Source organism: Sporosarcina thermotolerans (genome assembly GCF_030067815.1).
GTDB classification, from domain to species: domain Bacteria; phylum Bacillota; class Bacilli; order Bacillales_A; family Planococcaceae; genus Sporosarcina; species Sporosarcina thermotolerans.
Genome location: NZ_CP125968.1, coordinates 3,529,401 through 3,544,509, shown reverse-complemented (window position 1 = coordinate 3,544,509; position 15,109 = coordinate 3,529,401). Strand labels below are relative to the sequence as shown.

General features: G+C 36.2%; 17 protein-coding genes and 2 pseudogenes. 15 read left to right on the top strand and 4 right to left on the bottom strand.

The genetic code is table 11. The features are described 5' to 3' along the window. Position 1 precedes the first annotated feature (1 nt). Positions 2 to 598: a hypothetical protein gene (locus QNH10_RS19820; RefSeq protein WP_283732953.1), complete on the bottom strand. Its 597-nt coding sequence runs from the start codon at positions 596 to 598 to the stop codon at positions 2 to 4. A 407-nt stretch (positions 599 to 1,005) separates the two neighbouring features. On the opposite strand from QNH10_RS19820, the gene QNH10_RS19815 reads away from it, so the two are divergent. Continuing rightward, positions 1,006 to 1,257, top strand: a complete 252-nt coding sequence (locus QNH10_RS19815; protein ID WP_283732952.1) for a hypothetical protein — start codon at positions 1,006 to 1,008, stop codon at positions 1,255 to 1,257. A 331-nt stretch (positions 1,258 to 1,588) separates the two neighbouring features. Here the strand turns inward: QNH10_RS19815 and QNH10_RS19810 are convergent, their stop codons facing one another. Then, positions 1,589 to 1,717: a hypothetical protein gene (locus tag QNH10_RS19810; RefSeq protein ID WP_283732951.1), complete on the bottom strand. Its 129-nt coding sequence runs from the start codon at positions 1,715 to 1,717 to the stop codon at positions 1,589 to 1,591. 976 nt (positions 1,718 to 2,693) lie between these two features. Here QNH10_RS19810 and QNH10_RS19805 point away from each other — a divergent pair. From QNH10_RS19805 to QNH10_RS19770, 8 genes and pseudogenes are all read left to right on the top strand, one after another. Continuing rightward, the gene (locus tag QNH10_RS19805; protein WP_283732950.1) at positions 2,694 to 3,095 is read left to right on the top strand and encodes a DUF6220 domain-containing protein; all 402 of its coding nucleotides are present in this window, start codon (positions 2,694 to 2,696) and stop codon (positions 3,093 to 3,095) included. A 15-nt stretch (positions 3,096 to 3,110) separates the two neighbouring features. Next, positions 3,111 to 3,293, top strand: coding sequence for a DUF5957 family protein (locus QNH10_RS19800; protein WP_283732949.1), 183 nt, complete (start codon positions 3,111 to 3,113; stop codon positions 3,291 to 3,293). 14 nt (positions 3,294 to 3,307) lie between these two features. After that, on the top strand, positions 3,308 to 4,372 hold the full coding sequence (locus tag QNH10_RS19795; RefSeq protein ID WP_283732948.1) for an ABC transporter permease: 1,065 nt from the start codon (positions 3,308 to 3,310) through the stop codon (positions 4,370 to 4,372). Further along, a pseudogene (locus tag QNH10_RS19790) lies at positions 4,372 to 5,056 on the top strand (ABC transporter ATP-binding protein). Before QNH10_RS19795 ends, QNH10_RS19790 begins: the two are co-directional and overlap by 1 nt. A 113-nt stretch (positions 5,057 to 5,169) precedes the next feature. Further along, complete coding sequence (locus tag QNH10_RS19785) at positions 5,170 to 6,252, top strand: sensor histidine kinase (protein WP_283732947.1); 1,083 nt, start codon at positions 5,170 to 5,172, stop codon at positions 6,250 to 6,252. A gap of 5 nt (positions 6,253 to 6,257) precedes the next feature. Next, the gene (locus tag QNH10_RS19780; protein ID WP_283732946.1) at positions 6,258 to 6,944 is read left to right on the top strand and encodes a response regulator transcription factor; all 687 of its coding nucleotides are present in this window, start codon (positions 6,258 to 6,260) and stop codon (positions 6,942 to 6,944) included. A 451-nt stretch (positions 6,945 to 7,395) separates the two neighbouring features. Then, positions 7,396 to 7,674: a hypothetical protein gene (locus QNH10_RS19775; RefSeq protein WP_283732945.1), complete on the top strand. Its 279-nt coding sequence runs from the start codon at positions 7,396 to 7,398 to the stop codon at positions 7,672 to 7,674. A gap of 87 nt (positions 7,675 to 7,761) precedes the next feature. Further along, complete coding sequence (locus tag QNH10_RS19770; protein WP_283732944.1) at positions 7,762 to 8,025, top strand: hypothetical protein; 264 nt, start codon at positions 7,762 to 7,764, stop codon at positions 8,023 to 8,025. 510 nt (positions 8,026 to 8,535) lie between these two features. Here the strand turns inward: QNH10_RS19770 and QNH10_RS19765 are convergent. Beyond that, on the bottom strand, positions 8,536 to 9,084 hold the full coding sequence (locus QNH10_RS19765) for a DUF3892 domain-containing protein (protein ID WP_283732943.1): 549 nt from the start codon (positions 9,082 to 9,084) through the stop codon (positions 8,536 to 8,538). Between the two features lie 409 nt (positions 9,085 to 9,493). Here QNH10_RS19765 and QNH10_RS19760 point away from each other — a divergent pair. The 4 genes and pseudogenes from QNH10_RS19760 to QNH10_RS19745 form a co-directional block, all read left to right on the top strand. Then, positions 9,494 to 9,625 (top strand): annotated as a pseudogene (locus QNH10_RS19760) (UDP-glucose 6-dehydrogenase); the annotation flags it as partial. Between the two features lie 515 nt (positions 9,626 to 10,140). Then, positions 10,141 to 10,902, top strand: a complete 762-nt coding sequence (resA, locus tag QNH10_RS19755; RefSeq protein ID WP_283732942.1) for a thiol-disulfide oxidoreductase ResA — start codon at positions 10,141 to 10,143, stop codon at positions 10,900 to 10,902. Between the two features lie 803 nt (positions 10,903 to 11,705). Then, positions 11,706 to 12,521 (top strand): hypothetical protein, encoded by an 816-nt coding sequence (locus tag QNH10_RS19750; protein ID WP_283732941.1) that lies wholly within the window; start codon positions 11,706 to 11,708, stop codon positions 12,519 to 12,521. A gap of 34 nt (positions 12,522 to 12,555) precedes the next feature. Continuing rightward, positions 12,556 to 13,194: a hypothetical protein gene (locus tag QNH10_RS19745; protein WP_283732940.1), complete on the top strand. Its 639-nt coding sequence runs from the start codon at positions 12,556 to 12,558 to the stop codon at positions 13,192 to 13,194. 150 nt (positions 13,195 to 13,344) lie between these two features. Here the strand turns inward: QNH10_RS19745 and QNH10_RS19740 are convergent, their stop codons facing one another. Next, positions 13,345 to 13,896, bottom strand: coding sequence for a DUF7686 domain-containing protein (locus tag QNH10_RS19740; protein WP_283732939.1), 552 nt, complete (start codon positions 13,894 to 13,896; stop codon positions 13,345 to 13,347). A 251-nt stretch (positions 13,897 to 14,147) separates the two neighbouring features. Here QNH10_RS19740 and QNH10_RS19735 point away from each other — a divergent pair, with 251 nt between their 5' ends. Further along, on the top strand, positions 14,148 to 14,702 hold the full coding sequence (locus tag QNH10_RS19735; RefSeq protein ID WP_283732938.1) for a DUF3990 domain-containing protein: 555 nt from the start codon (positions 14,148 to 14,150) through the stop codon (positions 14,700 to 14,702). Then, positions 14,696 to 14,947, top strand: coding sequence for a hypothetical protein (locus QNH10_RS19730; protein ID WP_283732937.1), 252 nt, complete (start codon positions 14,696 to 14,698; stop codon positions 14,945 to 14,947). Before QNH10_RS19735 ends, QNH10_RS19730 begins: the two co-directional genes overlap by 7 nt. Positions 14,948 to 15,109 lie beyond the last annotated feature (162 nt).

The window sequence follows — 15,109 nt, the reverse complement described above, 5'->3', positions numbered from 1 at the left end:
ATTAATCCTCCAAAAATGGAGTTAATGCATTCATATAGAAATGGTACACGCCAGTGTGGTATTGTTGTTTCATTATTTTTTTCTTTGCCTTCATGCTTGATACAATACTGAAAATGGCAACTGGGTATACATAAGGTAATAATAAGGCGAAGCCTTTCACTATATTTGGGGTTGCGTGTAATAGGTTGAGCTCTACTTTTTCTTTAAATTCTCTTTGTTGCTGTTCACAAAAAGTAGTGAAACTGTCATACTCTTCCTTTTTGAGTAATCTATCTTCAATATAAATTACACCCTGATTCCCAAGCCATCCATAATGAATTCCATGCTCATTGAATTTCTCTGAGACATTCGGAATTACTGATTTTGCAGATTTGCTACTACCAATAAATAAAATATTCTGGTCAGAAGAGATATTCGCCTCATTCGCAAGAAAGTGCTTTTCCTCCCAAACACTGGCTATAACAGAACCATCCTTACTTCCAATAACTTCGTTTTCACTATCATCTTTGGCACTAATAAGCTGAGATAATAGATTTGCATATACCTTCGTTTTGTTATCACATACAATAAGTAGCTTCTTTTTTTCTTCTTTAAACATTTATTTAATCCTCCCATAGAACTCAGTTCATTTGTTGTATACTTCATTCTACCAAACTATCGTCAGAGTCATTTGATTTTTTAAAGCTATTTTAAATATTGTTTACCACCTGGTGTATTTCGCAATTGAAAACTGAGCAATTTGTCAAATTACCTCGAGTACCAGGTACTCATTGAATTCGGAATTGTTCCAGAACCCGGTACCGCTTTTAGCTTGCAGGTCGTCCGGTTAATTAGTTGCGGAAATGGAGAAGGGGAATGGAATATTCAGAAATCTATGATATAATTTAGAAAACTGGATTGGATATCAACGAATTTTAAGGATATAAAAGCATATAATAAGAAGAATCAGTTAGCAGTATTAACGGATGAAGCTGCACAGCATTTAGAACTATTGGAGGTGATAAAATGTTAAATACAAATAATACAAGCAGACTTCGCTATGAAGTTGATTTAATGGTTCAGCATATCACTACGGAATTGATAAATGAGTTTGGTAAAAGCAAAGAAGAAGCGATGAGAATAATTAAAGACTCTGACGTGGAGGATTCTTTAAGTAAAGATAAAATGGGTTTTCATGAATCCCCCTATAATTGGGCAATCAGCATATTAACTGATCAAAATGATTATGAAGCATTGGAAAAACATTTTTATCAATAGGAAAGGAGAGACCATGTTAAAATTGGTTATATCTCCTTTCCTTTTTTAAATCCAAGATTTAGCATATCCAGGTTCTCATTGAATTCTGAATTGTCCTGGAAACCAAGTCAACTCATTATGCCGCTGCTTAATGTCCAATGCTACCTATATTACCTGTCCCAATTCTGACGGATTGAGTGTCTAAATTCGGGCGGACTCTATTAACCTAATGATGAAAAAGAGAAGAGCTTACTGATTGTCCAGAAGGTTTTTTCTCCTCTTTTCGCATCGATTTTGAATCTGACGTATGACAAGCAGTTCGGCAGGTGGCACTAGAAGTATACATACAAATTCATTCATCCCACTCATAGTCATCATTTTCTTTATCGCCGTATCTTTCAACAATCTTTTTTAAATCTACAAATGCTTGGTTAAATTCAAGAATTTTATACGGTGTTATTGACTCTCCTTTGCTTATCATCGCATTAATGGCCCACTTTCTCTTTCTTATACCCGATACGAAAGCAATCTATATCCTCTTTTGCTTCAAGCAAAAAATTATTGGTATTTTTCAGCTTCTTATTATTAAACCAGTTCCCAAACCCCAGTGTGTCTTTAACACTTCTAGTAGTTACTCTAATGGGCTTTCCATCTCTTTGAAGGATTGTTTCTATAGCCTTCTTTGCAAGTGTCAGACATTCCATATCCCATTGTTCCCAATCAATGAAATCCGCACTCCTTTTTCTGGTTTGTTTCTTGGCGTAACCTTTTCATACCAATTACGATCATGTCTAAATATCCATTTGTGAAGACCCTTGGGACATTGGATGCTTCAATTCTTCTCTCTGTCCCCTTTTCTCCATTCAGGAAACCAACCAATCTCCATTAGGGAAGTTGAAAGTATCCATGAAATAAAAGCTATTCATCTGCAAAAAGTCGGTATCCACCCAATCTCACTCCCACACCTACCCCAAATCCTTGCAGCTCTAAGCCCCCCTTTTTCCACCCTGAATTGTATTGAGCATTCTATCAACATTAAATAGATTTTACCTACGAGGGAAAAAAATTAAGAGATAAGCAAGAGAAAGAAGCAACAATTATATAAATTAGAAAAATGAATAAAGAAGAAATATGTCACCCAATTCAAATCCCTTATTATGATTCAACTTAGGAACGGAACTCGCATTTTCAATTTTCACCTTTTGTCAAACCGTTTATCCACAACAGTGAAATAATTAGTTTCTTTCCAACTTCAAATCTACGTAACTTACATACATAATAGCCAAGAACCACAATTCAATTCCATTATTATATCGGGATAGAAACTGGCAATGGTAATAAAAGTTTCAGTTGATACTAAGATTTAATAATTATTTAAGAATTTTATAAGAAGTAATTTAGAATGCCCTTGTATTATGAATTTGTAAACACGATTTGAAATACAGGAGGTGAACAAATTGGAAGTAAATAATAGTAGAATTCGTGTTGGAAGAATCATTTTTTTCATCTTAACAATTCTTTTTACCCTATGTATTTTTGTACAGTTTTATCTAGGAGGAAAAGCAATTTTTGAGTATCCAGTTTATTGGTCAAAGCATATTAAGTTTGTTCATTTGTTTGGATTTAATTTACCAGTATTAATGCTTATCTTCGCTATATTAGGTTCCTTACCACGTTGGGCTTATTGGCAGTTAAGTGGAATTTTTCTTTCAATTTATTTGATGTATTTTACCGCAAATATTAGGTCTGTATTACCATGGGTGGGATCTATACATCCGGTAGTTGGCATTCTGCTTTTTGTCCTATCATTTTTATTACTTTCAAAATCATGGAAATTAATTTTTCGCAAGAATCTATGAAAGGAAGATTGATGAATGAAACTATTATTAGGCATATTAGCGGGAATATTTGGCGGCTTTATTCTCGGAATCATCTTATCTGAGTTCATTGGTATATTGGGAATGCTTATATTCCAGAAACCAATAGGCATCAAATTTTTACCATTTTATACTGCCATCCTTTGTACATTAGTCGTGCTGATTTATAATAAAAAATAAGGAGTAGAGTAAATATGTTTTTAGCATTTAAAGAGATGAAACAATCAAAATTACGATACACGTTAATTAGTGTCATCACAATTGCAGTCTTGTTTTTAGTGTTTTTCGTCACAGGATTAGCCAATGGATTGGGCTTCAGTGATAGTTCTGCCATTAAAAATATTCAAGCAGATTATATTGTGCTGAACAAAGAGGCTGATGGTGCCATTATAAAATCGAATTTAACCTTGAAAGACGTGGAAAATATTAGTGAACAGCTGGAACAAAACGCTACACCATTAGCTATTAACATGTCCACTTTAGAAAGAGAGAATGAAAAAGATGTGGATGTTGTTTATTTTTCAGTGAATGCTAATCAATATTCAGATTTAGAAATAGTAAAAGGAAAAGACTTTAGTGGGCTAAACAAAAATGAAGTAATTGCTGATGAAAGTATTCAAATATTTGGAATCAAATTAAATGATGAGATTACAGACAAGAATACAGGCAAAAAAATCGTTATTGCTGGTTTTACGAAAGATCATACTTATTCGATGATGCCTGTTGTCTATGCAGATTTTGAACTGGGTATGAATGCTTTATATCAAGATAAACTTTCTTATAATGCAGTTGTTTATACAGGTGATAAAGCCCCTATAACTGGGTACGATACAATGGAATCTAATGAAGCGGTAAAGACTATACCCGGGTACAAGGAAACACAAGGTTCATTAACGATGATTGTTGTCTTTCTATTTATCATCTCTGCTTTTGTTTCAACAGTATTTTTTTACGTTATTACATTACAAAAAACAAATCAATTTGGGATTTTAAAGGCAATAGGAGCAACTACATCTTATATTGCAAAGGGGATTATTATTCAAGTTACGTTGATTACAATGATTGGTGTCGTATTTAGTAGTTTATTCGTTTACGGTATGACTCAAGTAATCCCAGAAGGAGTGCCTTTTAGAACTTCACCTACTTTAGTATTAAGTACAGCGGCGTTATTTTTAGTTTTAAATTTATTAGGTTCGTTATTATCTGTCAATAAAGTTGCAAAAGTTGATGCACTAGAAGCAATTGGGAGGGTTGAATAATGGCAAAGGAAATATTGAGACTTGAGCATATTCAAAAAAGATTTGGTGACGGTGATTCGTCTATCACTATATTGAAAGACATTTCATTAACATTAAAAAAAGGAGAGTTTATTGCCATCGTTGGACCATCGGGTTCTGGTAAAAGTACACTTTTATCCATTATTGGTGCATTATTATCACCAAGCAGTGGAAATGTGATACCTAGATCAAGAGAATATAGCAGCCTATAAACCGTCTAAGTTAACTTCTGTAAGAAAGAACAAAATAGGATTTATTTTTCAATCATCCAACTTAGTATCTTATTTAACAGTTAAGGAACAATTAATGTTAATAAGTGATATTTCTAAAACAGGCAAAAAAGAAAATGTGAAAAAGGCTACTGATTTAATAAATCATTTGGGGCTAAGTCATAGATCAAAGTCTTATCCTGCTAAGTTATCTGGTGGGGAAAAGCAAAGGGTTGCTATTGCAAGGGCATTTATGAATGATCCTGATATCGTATTGGCAGATGAGCCGACTGCTAGTTTAGATTCGGAACGTGGAAAACAGGTTGTTGAAATGATATCTCATGAAGTAAAGACAAGGAATAAAGCAGCAATTATGGTGACACACGATGAAAGAATATTGCACCTCTGTGATCGGGTCTTGCGTATAGAAGATGGACAGATATTTGAAAAGATATAATTTAGTCAAATTGTGAGGGGCTGTTGATTTTGGCAGTCCCATTTGTTTCATTAAACGAGTCATTATGTCATGATTAAAAATAGCATAGCGAATTTCGCTAATGGGGGTGAGTGGTGTTGTCTATAAAAAAACGATTGATTTTATCCAATATAGGAATGATTATTATTCCAATTACTGGATTCTTACTAGCGGAAATAGTTTTGGGTTATTTACTCTTTTACGTTTTTAGAGGTAATTTACAAGATTCGGGCATGGGGTTGTTTTTAAGTTATCGTTTTATTGCTATGGTTTTTATTATCATCATAACAAATGGCCTACTAACTTATTATGTGTCAAAAAGCATCATATCTCCAATCAAGGAGCTATCTGTTGCTGCAAAGAAAATCAGTAATGGTAATTTGGAATACAGCATCAAGTCTGATCAAAAGGATGAATTAGGCGAGCTAACCAATACATTTGAAGCGATGCGTATAAAACTAAAAGAAGCCCAGTCCGCCCAACTTCAATATGAGCAAAACCGACAAGAGCTGATTGCAAGTATTTCTCATGATTTGAAAACACCACTGACATCCATCAAAGGTTATATAAAAGGCATTCAAGATGGCGTGGCTAATACTCCGGAAAAGTTAGAGCGATATATGGACACGATATATAAGACAGCAAATCATATGGATGGACTGATTGATGATTTGTTTTTATTCTCTAAGTTGGATTTACAACAAACCCCTTTTTACATCGAAGAAGTGAATTTATATACGTTTTTTGTTGATTTTGTTGAGGAATTATCGTTTGAATTGGCAAAAGAGCAAGGTTCAATAATTCTTTTGGCCAACAAGGAAGATTCCTATTTAGTAAAAGCAGACAGAGAAAAATTGCGACGTGTTGTAACAAACATTACCCAAAACAATTTGAAATATATGAATAAAAAACATAAGGAAATCCAAGTCCGTTTATCAGCTGGAATAGATGAAGTAACTGTAGAAATTAAAGATAATGGTAGTGGCATCGAAAAAAAAGATATCCCTTATATTTTCAATAGTTTTTATCGAACAGATCTTTCAAGAAATTCTTCTACAGGTGGGAGTGGACTTGGATTATCCATCGTTAAAAAGATTATTAATGAACATGGTGGCAATGTTTGGGTTGATAGTAAATTAGATGCGGGTACAAGTATTTATTTTAATATGAAAAGGTGATGTAAATGCAAAGAATTTTAATCATAGAAGATGAGATGAATATTGCAGTATTGGAACAGGATTATTTAGAGGTTAATGGGTTTGAAAGTGATATTGCAACAACCGGTGAAGAAGGTCTAAGACTCGCCACAACTAATTTATATAATCTTATTCTTTTAGATTTAATGCTTCCTGGGATGGATGGTTTCGAAATATGCAAAAAACTCAGGGAAACATTAGTCATACCTATCCTAATGGTAACAGCCCGAAAAGAAGACATAGATAAAATTCGGGGCTTTGACCGAGGTGCCGACGATTATATTTTGAAGCCGTTTAACCCCAATGAATTAGTTGCTAGGGTAAAAGCTCATATATCAAGATATGACCGCCTAATGAACCGTAAACATAAACAAAATGACATTCAAGCTGGGGGGCTACTTATACAAAGTGACTCAAGGCGTGTGTTTGTAAATGATGAAGAGAAAACACTTACTGCCAAGGAGTTTGATCTTTTAAAATTTTTAGCCACAAATCCAAACATCGTTTTTACCAAAGAACATTTGATGGAGCGAATCTGGGGCTATGATTCAATTGGGGATGTAAATACAGTTACCGTTCATATAAGGAAGATTAGGGAAAAGATTGAAAGGGACCCATCGAATCCACAATTTGTCGAAACAATTTGGGGAGTGGGTTATAGATTTAAAAAATGAGGGATGGATTAAACTTGAATGTCCACCCCTTAAACCCTTTATTTCCTCACCACATATCACTCTTACAGAATGGTATCCTCATGAAAAAATGAACCCCTATTCTATTCACTAATTCCGTTAAAGCCCCCGTTAGCTATATTCCTCCAACGCTTCCAAAATTAATTTTCTTACTTCTTTGTTGCTTCCGCCAAACCCCGCATACAATTGAATTTTATACGGTGTTAATTTCTGGTACCAGGTTCTCGTTGAATTCTGAATTGTCCCAGAACCTGAGTCAATTCATTATGCCGCTGCTTAATGTCCAATGCTGCCGATATTAATTTCGAGTACCAGGTTCTCATTGAATTCTGAATTGTTTTAGAACCTGGTACCTTTCACTATCTGACGTATGACAAGCAGTTCGGCAGGTGGCACTAGAAGTATACTTACAATTTTGGGTACCAGGTTCTCATTGAATTCGGAATTGTTCCAGAACCTGGTACCTTTTCTGGTTCAAAAAGCTCAGTACAAAGGAAAGACAGAACTTACATATACTCTCCAAAATCGTCCCAAAAGAGAAAAGACAGCAATTAGCTTTAAAGGGCATGAGATCGAGGAGGGCTTTGAAATTTCGGTTGTTACAATTACTTTAGAAAACGTTAAAAAAGACTTAATGCAACCTCTCTTCCCAGATGACTTAAGAGAACAAATGTTGAAGATAGCAAAGTCCAAACAAAACAATAATGATTGAATAAGTTACTAATAGGGTATAAAATGCAACATAATAGTTAAACTGTAACTTAGACGTACAAATATACATATTTAGGGGTGAAAAAGAATGGTATCATCTACATTGGGGGTTAGTGCTATGGTTGGCAATAAACCTGTATACACACAAGACTATGAGTTTTTGGATAGTGATCAGAAATACGTTGTAAAGAACGTACCTTGTAAAGTTTTTAATAATAACTTTGAAGAGCCAGTTTTTAGTGCTAAAGTTTCCATGAAAGTAGCCACTCTAATTGACCTTATGAGATCTCGTGAAATTGACGTAAATGAACTCGACTATCAAGACTTTGCACATATAGAAGTTTCTTTGTAACAACTAAGAGAGTCCTCATTTGAGGGCCCTTTTTCATAGATTTCGGATACCAGGTTCTCATTGAATTCGGAATTGTTCCCGAACCCTGGTACCGTTTTTAATTTTAAATACTTTTGTTGAAGGAGTTCCACTTTAAAGAAGCACTTATTAAGACATACATCATAACAACCGCTCCTGGCGCGAAAGCTAAGAAAACTAATAAAGATTCGGAAACACCCGCTCATTGGTAAAATGTGAATAAGTATCATTGTAGTAAACTTGGGTTAAATACATACAACTTATATAAGCGGACAGAAGTGTTTTGTATTGTGATTTACTAATTAATTTTATATGATTCTGTACTTCCAATTTATTTAAAGAGTCTAATGAAAAAAGGCCGATGAGTAAGACGATAAAGGAAATGACAGCTAATATTGTTACAATATGGCTTGAAATAAATATTAATATAGATATTAATACAATACCTATTATAATAATAAAGAATAAATTTTTCATAACATATAAATCCCCCTAAGAATTTAAATTATTTGACGGGTCTCCGTCCGGATTCGTTCTTATGTATCCTCCGCCATCTTCTTTTGATAAATTGATGTCAGTATTACCGTCTCCGTCCCTGTAATAGCCCTCAACAACAGTTCCATCACCTCGAGTGTAGCCACTTACATCGTGTGGATTAACGAAATGGCTGTTTACTATATCGTCTTCCCCTACACTGATTCCAAGATCAGCACTCTCACCAAAAATTATATCACCCATTAATGCGTCAATAGCTAAAGTAAAAGGAATTAATATAATGGCGAATCTTAGTATGAATAAAGGTATGTACCTAATAGTACGGTTCCAAATTAGTAGATTGAGCCATAAAAGGTTCCAAACCGTTGAAATCCACCCATCTAAATTCATAATTAAAGTGAAAGCTAATGTAGTAAATACTATGCTGATGATTAAACCTAATCTATTAACACTCCATATTTTTGCAAAATCTTCTATTATCTTTGTAGCTCGATAAAATTTAAATATTATACCCAATACAATTAATATTGATATGCCAGCAAACATCTTGTGTCACCTCTTTTTCTTTGTTAGTTCCTAACATTTTTCTATACTATCAAAATCTTACCATAAAAGTCCCAACCTTAAATTATATTATTTTTCTAAATTCTTCGGGTACCAGCGTATAATGTAATATAAGTCAAGCCATCTAATTCAAGAAAAATGGCCGCACGAAACCAAAGCTTTCAAAGTTATTTTTTAAAAACTTCACCATCACAGAACGTTATAGGCGCGTGTTTCCGCGACGCGAAAGGATCTTGCGTTTCATCCTGCAGGGATACAGCCTATTCAATATAAACTCGTGATCGTTTCACGTATGATTTTCGGGTAACAGGTTCTCATTGAATTCGGAATTGTTCCGGAAACTGGTAGCCTACACTAAACTTATTGCTGTCATGGTGATTAAGTCTACTATGTTGGCTACACGGAATCGGTACGTCAGCGTTTTAAGACGGATAATATCCTTTTCTCTCCTGAGTTTCTTCGGGAGGGACGAGCTATCTATGATAATCTTTATCCGTCAAGAGTTATTGTAGGGAGCGTAAGCGTCAAATAGCCCCCAACTTACAATAGATGGGGGCTTGTATTATCATTTTGATAACTTATTAAAAACTATGCATGTAACGGGCAACGTAATTTCAAGTACCAGGTTCTCGTTGAATTCAGAATTGTTCCGGAACCTGGTACCGTTTTTTCTTAAAAAAGTTGCGGGCTTTTCAGATGGATCCGGATGCCTATCTAGAAAAAGCACAAGCAGCGTTATCATTCGAACTCAAGAAGAATTCCAATTAATTTCGGTACCAGGTTCTCGTTGAATTCTGAATTGTTCCAGAACCTGGTACCGTTTTTTACGTAACCCGATCGAAACGAAGAGGCCAATGGTCGTAGCAATGGATTACTACCCGTTTCATACCGTTTGTAATACTATGGACAGAAATTAATTTTTTTTTGTTCTATGGTAAAATAAAGCAAAGTGCCAACGTAAGGGCATTTTGCTTTATTTTGTTTAATTGATAGTGTTATATTTTTAAAGTTGTGTTTTTTAAAAAAGGGGGAGATTCGATGGAAGCACAAAATAGAGAAACCATCATTATTCAAAATCAATCAAATGGTGCAGCCACAACGGCATTGGTATTAGGAATTATCGGATTTATTGTAGGCTTAATACCCTATTTAGGCTGGTTTATGGCACCTGTTTGGTTACTCGCAGTTATTTTCGGATTAATAGGGATGAGAAAGAAATACAAAAGAGGCACGGCGATTATCGGACTTATATTTGGGTTACTAGGTGCAGCATATAAAATTGGTTTTTGGATTGTAGCTGCAGGGGGTATTCTAGCTGCCTCTTACACGCTTTCGGGCGGAACTGACGATGCAGATAGTGGAACTGTAAATTCTACTGAAGTAAAAGTCGGTGATGTCGCTCCCGATTTTACCCTTACGGATATCGACGGGAATCAACATCGTTTATCTGATTATAATGGCAAAGCTGTGTATCTGTATTTTTGGGGAACTTGGGCTGCGCCCAGCAAAAGTGAGATGCCTGATCTTAATAAACAATACCACCAATTTAAAGACCAGGGCGTTCAAGTTTTTGCTGTTAATATTGGACAATCGGAGTCTGCTGTCAATGAATTTGCCAGCAACTACAAGCTGGATTTCCCGATAATGATCGATACGGGCCGAGAAGTCATGGACTTATATAATATAGTCCCACTTCCGACGACGGTCTTGATTAACCCAGACGGAATAATTGTGGACATTGTTACAGGCCAATTAACAGAAAAGACGATTAAAGAACATATGAATGAAATAAAACCTTGATAAGAAATACCGAAGACATTTGTTCTTCATCGTATGGACTAAATACACCTCAGCAACTCTAAGTTCGGTGCCTGGCACCAACACAATTCAGATTACTTCTTTGCTATAGCTTCGTAGAGAGGAATCTCTGCGGGGCTTTTTCTGTGCGCCAGGCATGCGCTATAACTTGGTGGTGAAAGTCCACTACAGGCTTGGCAGTAGGAACTGTTAGCTGAAGGCAAGGGTGTCCACCGCCATCGCAGCACTATAGCAATCCATACAAAGCGGCTGTCCGTCGAACTGTACGCGCACCGGGCCGATTCCACAAATTGTACATTCCATCCAAATCACTCCGTTTTTATCTTCATCTTATCACATGACTTAGAGTGGATATAGGATACCAGGTTCACATTGAATTCGGAATTGTTTTAGAACCTGGTACCTGTTTTCACCTTCGGAATCTAGTTTGACGGTGGAGGAGCGGGATAGGGTAATAGGGGTTGTTAGTGGGGGTTTGTGTGGGCAGGGTGTTGTTGGAGATATGGGAATAGAATAGGATGATTTTGCCTCAGCTTTTATAGCTGGGGTTTTTCTTGGGGCCTGCTGTCATACTATTCGAATTTTCGATTCATTAAAAGATTAATACTTCGCGGAGCCAGCGCCGAAGAGTATCAATAGAAGTTTTATTCCCCTATCTTCCAAGACCCGCTATGGGCGAATGGCTAATTCTTACCTGAACGAATCCCCCTCGTTATATGCTGTTGATTAAAACGCTTATGCTTGTTAAGATTGTTATAGTATTTCCAAATATAGGGGGAATTGGAATGAAGGGAACATTCAGTTTAATAATGTCACTTGCTTTGGTAATTTCTATGTTTACGGTATCGGTTTTTGCAGAAGAATACACAACCGAAAAGAATGAACAAAGTTTGCAGAAAGGGACAGATTCAGGTTTAGAGACAACTTTTGAAGAGATTGTATATGAAGCAGCAGGAATAGTAAAAGATTTTTCTAAAAAGACTGTAACGACAGGGGTACATACAGTTATTAGGATACCTTACTACCAAGATGGTTTAACATATATCCCAACTTTCACTTTAGTTCACAGAACTAAAACAGGGAAAGATATAAGCCTTATTGAAATCGGGCCTAAACAATTCGATAGAGAGACTGGGGAATATCATGTAATCTTTAAAAACCCAGGATTCAAACTAGGAGAAGAGTATCAGATTTACCTTTCAAAAGCGGATAGCTCTGTGAATGAGCTTTCTTTGGAAGAGCGATATTTTCAAGGAGATAATTTAATTTATAACACTACAAAACTCAAAGTAGGTAACTATGCTTCCTTTAAAGTACGTAAAGTAGAATACAGCGAAGGAGAGTATAGTGAGATAGGGGTATTAGACCTACAACCATCTGAGTATTTCCCAATAAGAGGTGATTTGATAACTGATAGTTCCAAAATTGCTATCAAACTTCAGAATGAAGCAGGAGTACCTTTAAAGAACGAAAAAGTTATATTAAAGTTTACAAATGACAAAAAGATGTCAGTAACATCCGACAATACAGGTATTGCGTGGGTAGACAAAAAGGATATAACCCAAGAATTCCAAATATACTCTGAAACAAGAGACGGTTGACAATAATGGGGAAGCGATTTTCAGAGATCCGGGGATGACATTAGGAACAATGGAATTTACGGTTCTATTTAAAGGTAAAGAAAAGGAACAGCTTACGTACAATGATTATCAGGAGAATCAATATTGGTCACAAGACATGTTATGGTCTATAGAAAAAGGCTATATACGGGGGTATAATAACACGACACACCCGACAAACGGGATTATTATGACGATTGGTAACTGGTTAGACCCACAAGGGAACCTGACTGAAGCTCAGATGCTAACTATTTTATTGAGACATTCAAAACCGCAGGAACTAAACACAACAAAACCCACACAACCAAACTACTTTGCATCTGTCCCGTATCAAATAGCTGAAAAGTACAAAATACCAGTAAAAGGTTCGCTTACAAATAAAGCGCTTGCCGACCAAGTAGTGACAAGGGGCGACTTAGCAAGAGCGATGGCTTCACTCCACTATGGTAAGTCGGTATCTTTACAAGAAGCGGTCAAATTCATGTATGATGCCAACATCTCATCAGGTTTAGTAGTAAACGGCAAATCACCGAAAACTTATCAATCTTATGGGGTAAACGACCCATTAAAGCGAGCTCACATCGTATCTTTCGTAAAACGCTACGATGACTTTTTAAACAGTGGAGGGCAAGTACAAAATCCATCCAATCCGTAGTTCAAAAATCATTTCGGGTACCAGGTTCTCATTGAATTCGGAATTGTTCCAGGACCTGGTACCTTTCAATTTTCTCCTCTTTCGCATCGATTTTGAATCTGACGTATGACAAGCAGTTCGGCAGGTTGCACTAGAAGTATACATACAATTTCATTCCTCCCACTCATCCGCCAAATCCTTCATTTCGATCTTCACCTGAAAGCCTTCAAATGCCTGCAAAAGACGGCCGACTTCTTTCCATGTATATGGTTTGCCGTCTATGATGACGAGCGGTGCTTCGCTGTTAGTTTCACTATAGGACAGCACGCCTTTCAAGTGATCGCCTTTGACAGTGATGTACGGCTCGCCACTTGGATACTCTCCTGTTTCGAGATAAGTCTTCGACAGCCCCCGTTTGGTCTTTTCTTTGAGTTGGTTGAACAGTGTATGTTGATCGGCAACTAACTCTCCATCCACTGCAAATTCATAGCAGTGCTCCCATCGTTCGCGGGCTGTCAGCAAAATTCCTGTACCCATGATCCGGCGTTCGACTTCAAAAATTCGATGAATACCATTTTCATCGTCCACGGAAAATGTTGTGGGTAGTTTGGGAAGGTCCACCCCGAACTCCTCCGCCATTGCAGCATTATAGCAATCCATACAAAACGGCTGTCCGTCGAACTGTACGCGCACCGGGGCGATTCCACAAATTGTACATTCCATCCAAATCACTCCGTTTTATCTTCATCTTATCACAAGGTCTTTGATTCACTAATCATAGTTTTAACAAGCAAATCTAAAGTTACTTTCAAAATAAGTATTTCGGGTTCTCATTGAACTCGGAATTTTCCTGTGCCCTGTACCGATTTTAGCATGTTGGTCGTCCGGTTAAATAGTTGCGTAAATGGAGAAGAGAAATGAAATATTCAGAAACTCATGATATAATTTAGAAAACTGGAATGGAGTCAATATGATTGTTAATTAATTATGATCCTAATTTACCCTTATATCATGGGACGATAGATTTATACTCTGATAGCGTTATTAAACATGGGGTGAAGATATTTCCAAGGAAAAAAGGCGGAGTTGATTTTGGACCAGGTTTTTACTTGACAAGTAATTTTGTACAAGCCGAGAATTGGGCAAAACGGCGTACAGAAAAACCGATTCCTATTAAATCAATTCTGGAATTGTCTAGTATAACAATCGGTGATTTTCTCGGCATGAAAAAGGATTTTCAACCCACTGTTCTCAAGTTTAGGATTAAGGATGCTGCCGAATGGGAAGAGTTAAACTATAAGGTATTCGGGGCTGAAGATTCGGTGTGGAAAGAATTTGTATGGAATATGCGCCAAGGGAATCAAGATCCCGTAAAATCTAAAGATTGGATTTATGGCCCTGTTGCTGACGGTGGTTTATTGTCAACGAATTTTAAGGATATAAAAGCATATCATAATAAGAATCAGTTAGCGGTATTAACGGATGAAGATGCACAGCAGTTAGAACTATTGGAGGTGATAAAATGTTAAATACAAATAATACAAATAAACTTCGCTATGAAGTTGATTTAATGGTTCAGCATATCACTACGGAATTGATAAATGAGTTTGGTAAAAGCAAAGAGGAAGCGATGCGAATAATTATAGACTCTCACGTGGAGGATTCTTTAATTAAAGATAAACTGGGTTTTCATGAATCCCCCTATAATTGGGCACTCAGCATATTAACTGATCAAAATGATTATGAAGCGTTGGAAAAACATTTTTATCAATAGGAAAGGAGAGGCCATGTGAAATATGGTTATATCTCCTTTCCTTTTTTGATACCGGTTTCTGAACTTCAAGTACCAGGTTCTCATTAAATTCGGAATTGTTCCGGAACCTAACACCTTTTTACTACTGAATACGAAATTGGACAAGAACCGAAAAAGAAAAGT

Coding starts and splice junctions, on each gene's coding strand:
- QNH10_RS19765 (WP_283732943.1), bottom strand. CDS start 9,084: ATGTTTGCTGGCATATCAATATTAATTGTATTGGGTATAATATTTAAA.
- QNH10_RS19770 (WP_283732944.1), top strand. CDS start 7,762: ATGGTATCATCTACATTGGGGGTTAGTGCTATGGTTGGCAATAAACCT.
- QNH10_RS19795 (WP_283732948.1), top strand. CDS start 3,308: ATGTTTTTAGCATTTAAAGAGATGAAACAATCAAAATTACGATACACG.
- QNH10_RS19730 (WP_283732937.1), top strand. CDS start 14,696: ATGTTAAATACAAATAATACAAATAAACTTCGCTATGAAGTTGATTTA.
- QNH10_RS19780 (WP_283732946.1), top strand. CDS start 6,258: ATGCAAAGAATTTTAATCATAGAAGATGAGATGAATATTGCAGTATTG.
- QNH10_RS19815 (WP_283732952.1), top strand. CDS start 1,006: ATGTTAAATACAAATAATACAAGCAGACTTCGCTATGAAGTTGATTTA.
- QNH10_RS19820 (WP_283732953.1), bottom strand. CDS start 598: ATGTTTAAAGAAGAAAAAAAGAAGCTACTTATTGTATGTGATAACAAA.
- QNH10_RS19745 (WP_283732940.1), top strand. CDS start 12,556: ATGACATTAGGAACAATGGAATTTACGGTTCTATTTAAAGGTAAAGAA.
- QNH10_RS19810 (WP_283732951.1), bottom strand. CDS start 1,717: ATGATAAGCAAAGGAGAGTCAATAACACCGTATAAAATTCTTGAATTT.
- QNH10_RS19740 (WP_283732939.1), bottom strand. CDS start 13,896: ATGGAATGTACAATTTGTGGAATCGCCCCGGTGCGCGTACAGTTCGAC.
- QNH10_RS19750 (WP_283732941.1), top strand. CDS start 11,706: ATGAAGGGAACATTCAGTTTAATAATGTCACTTGCTTTGGTAATTTCT.
- QNH10_RS19800 (WP_283732949.1), top strand. CDS start 3,111: ATGAAACTATTATTAGGCATATTAGCGGGAATATTTGGCGGCTTTATT.
- resA (WP_283732942.1), top strand. CDS start 10,141: ATGGAAGCACAAAATAGAGAAACCATCATTATTCAAAATCAATCAAAT.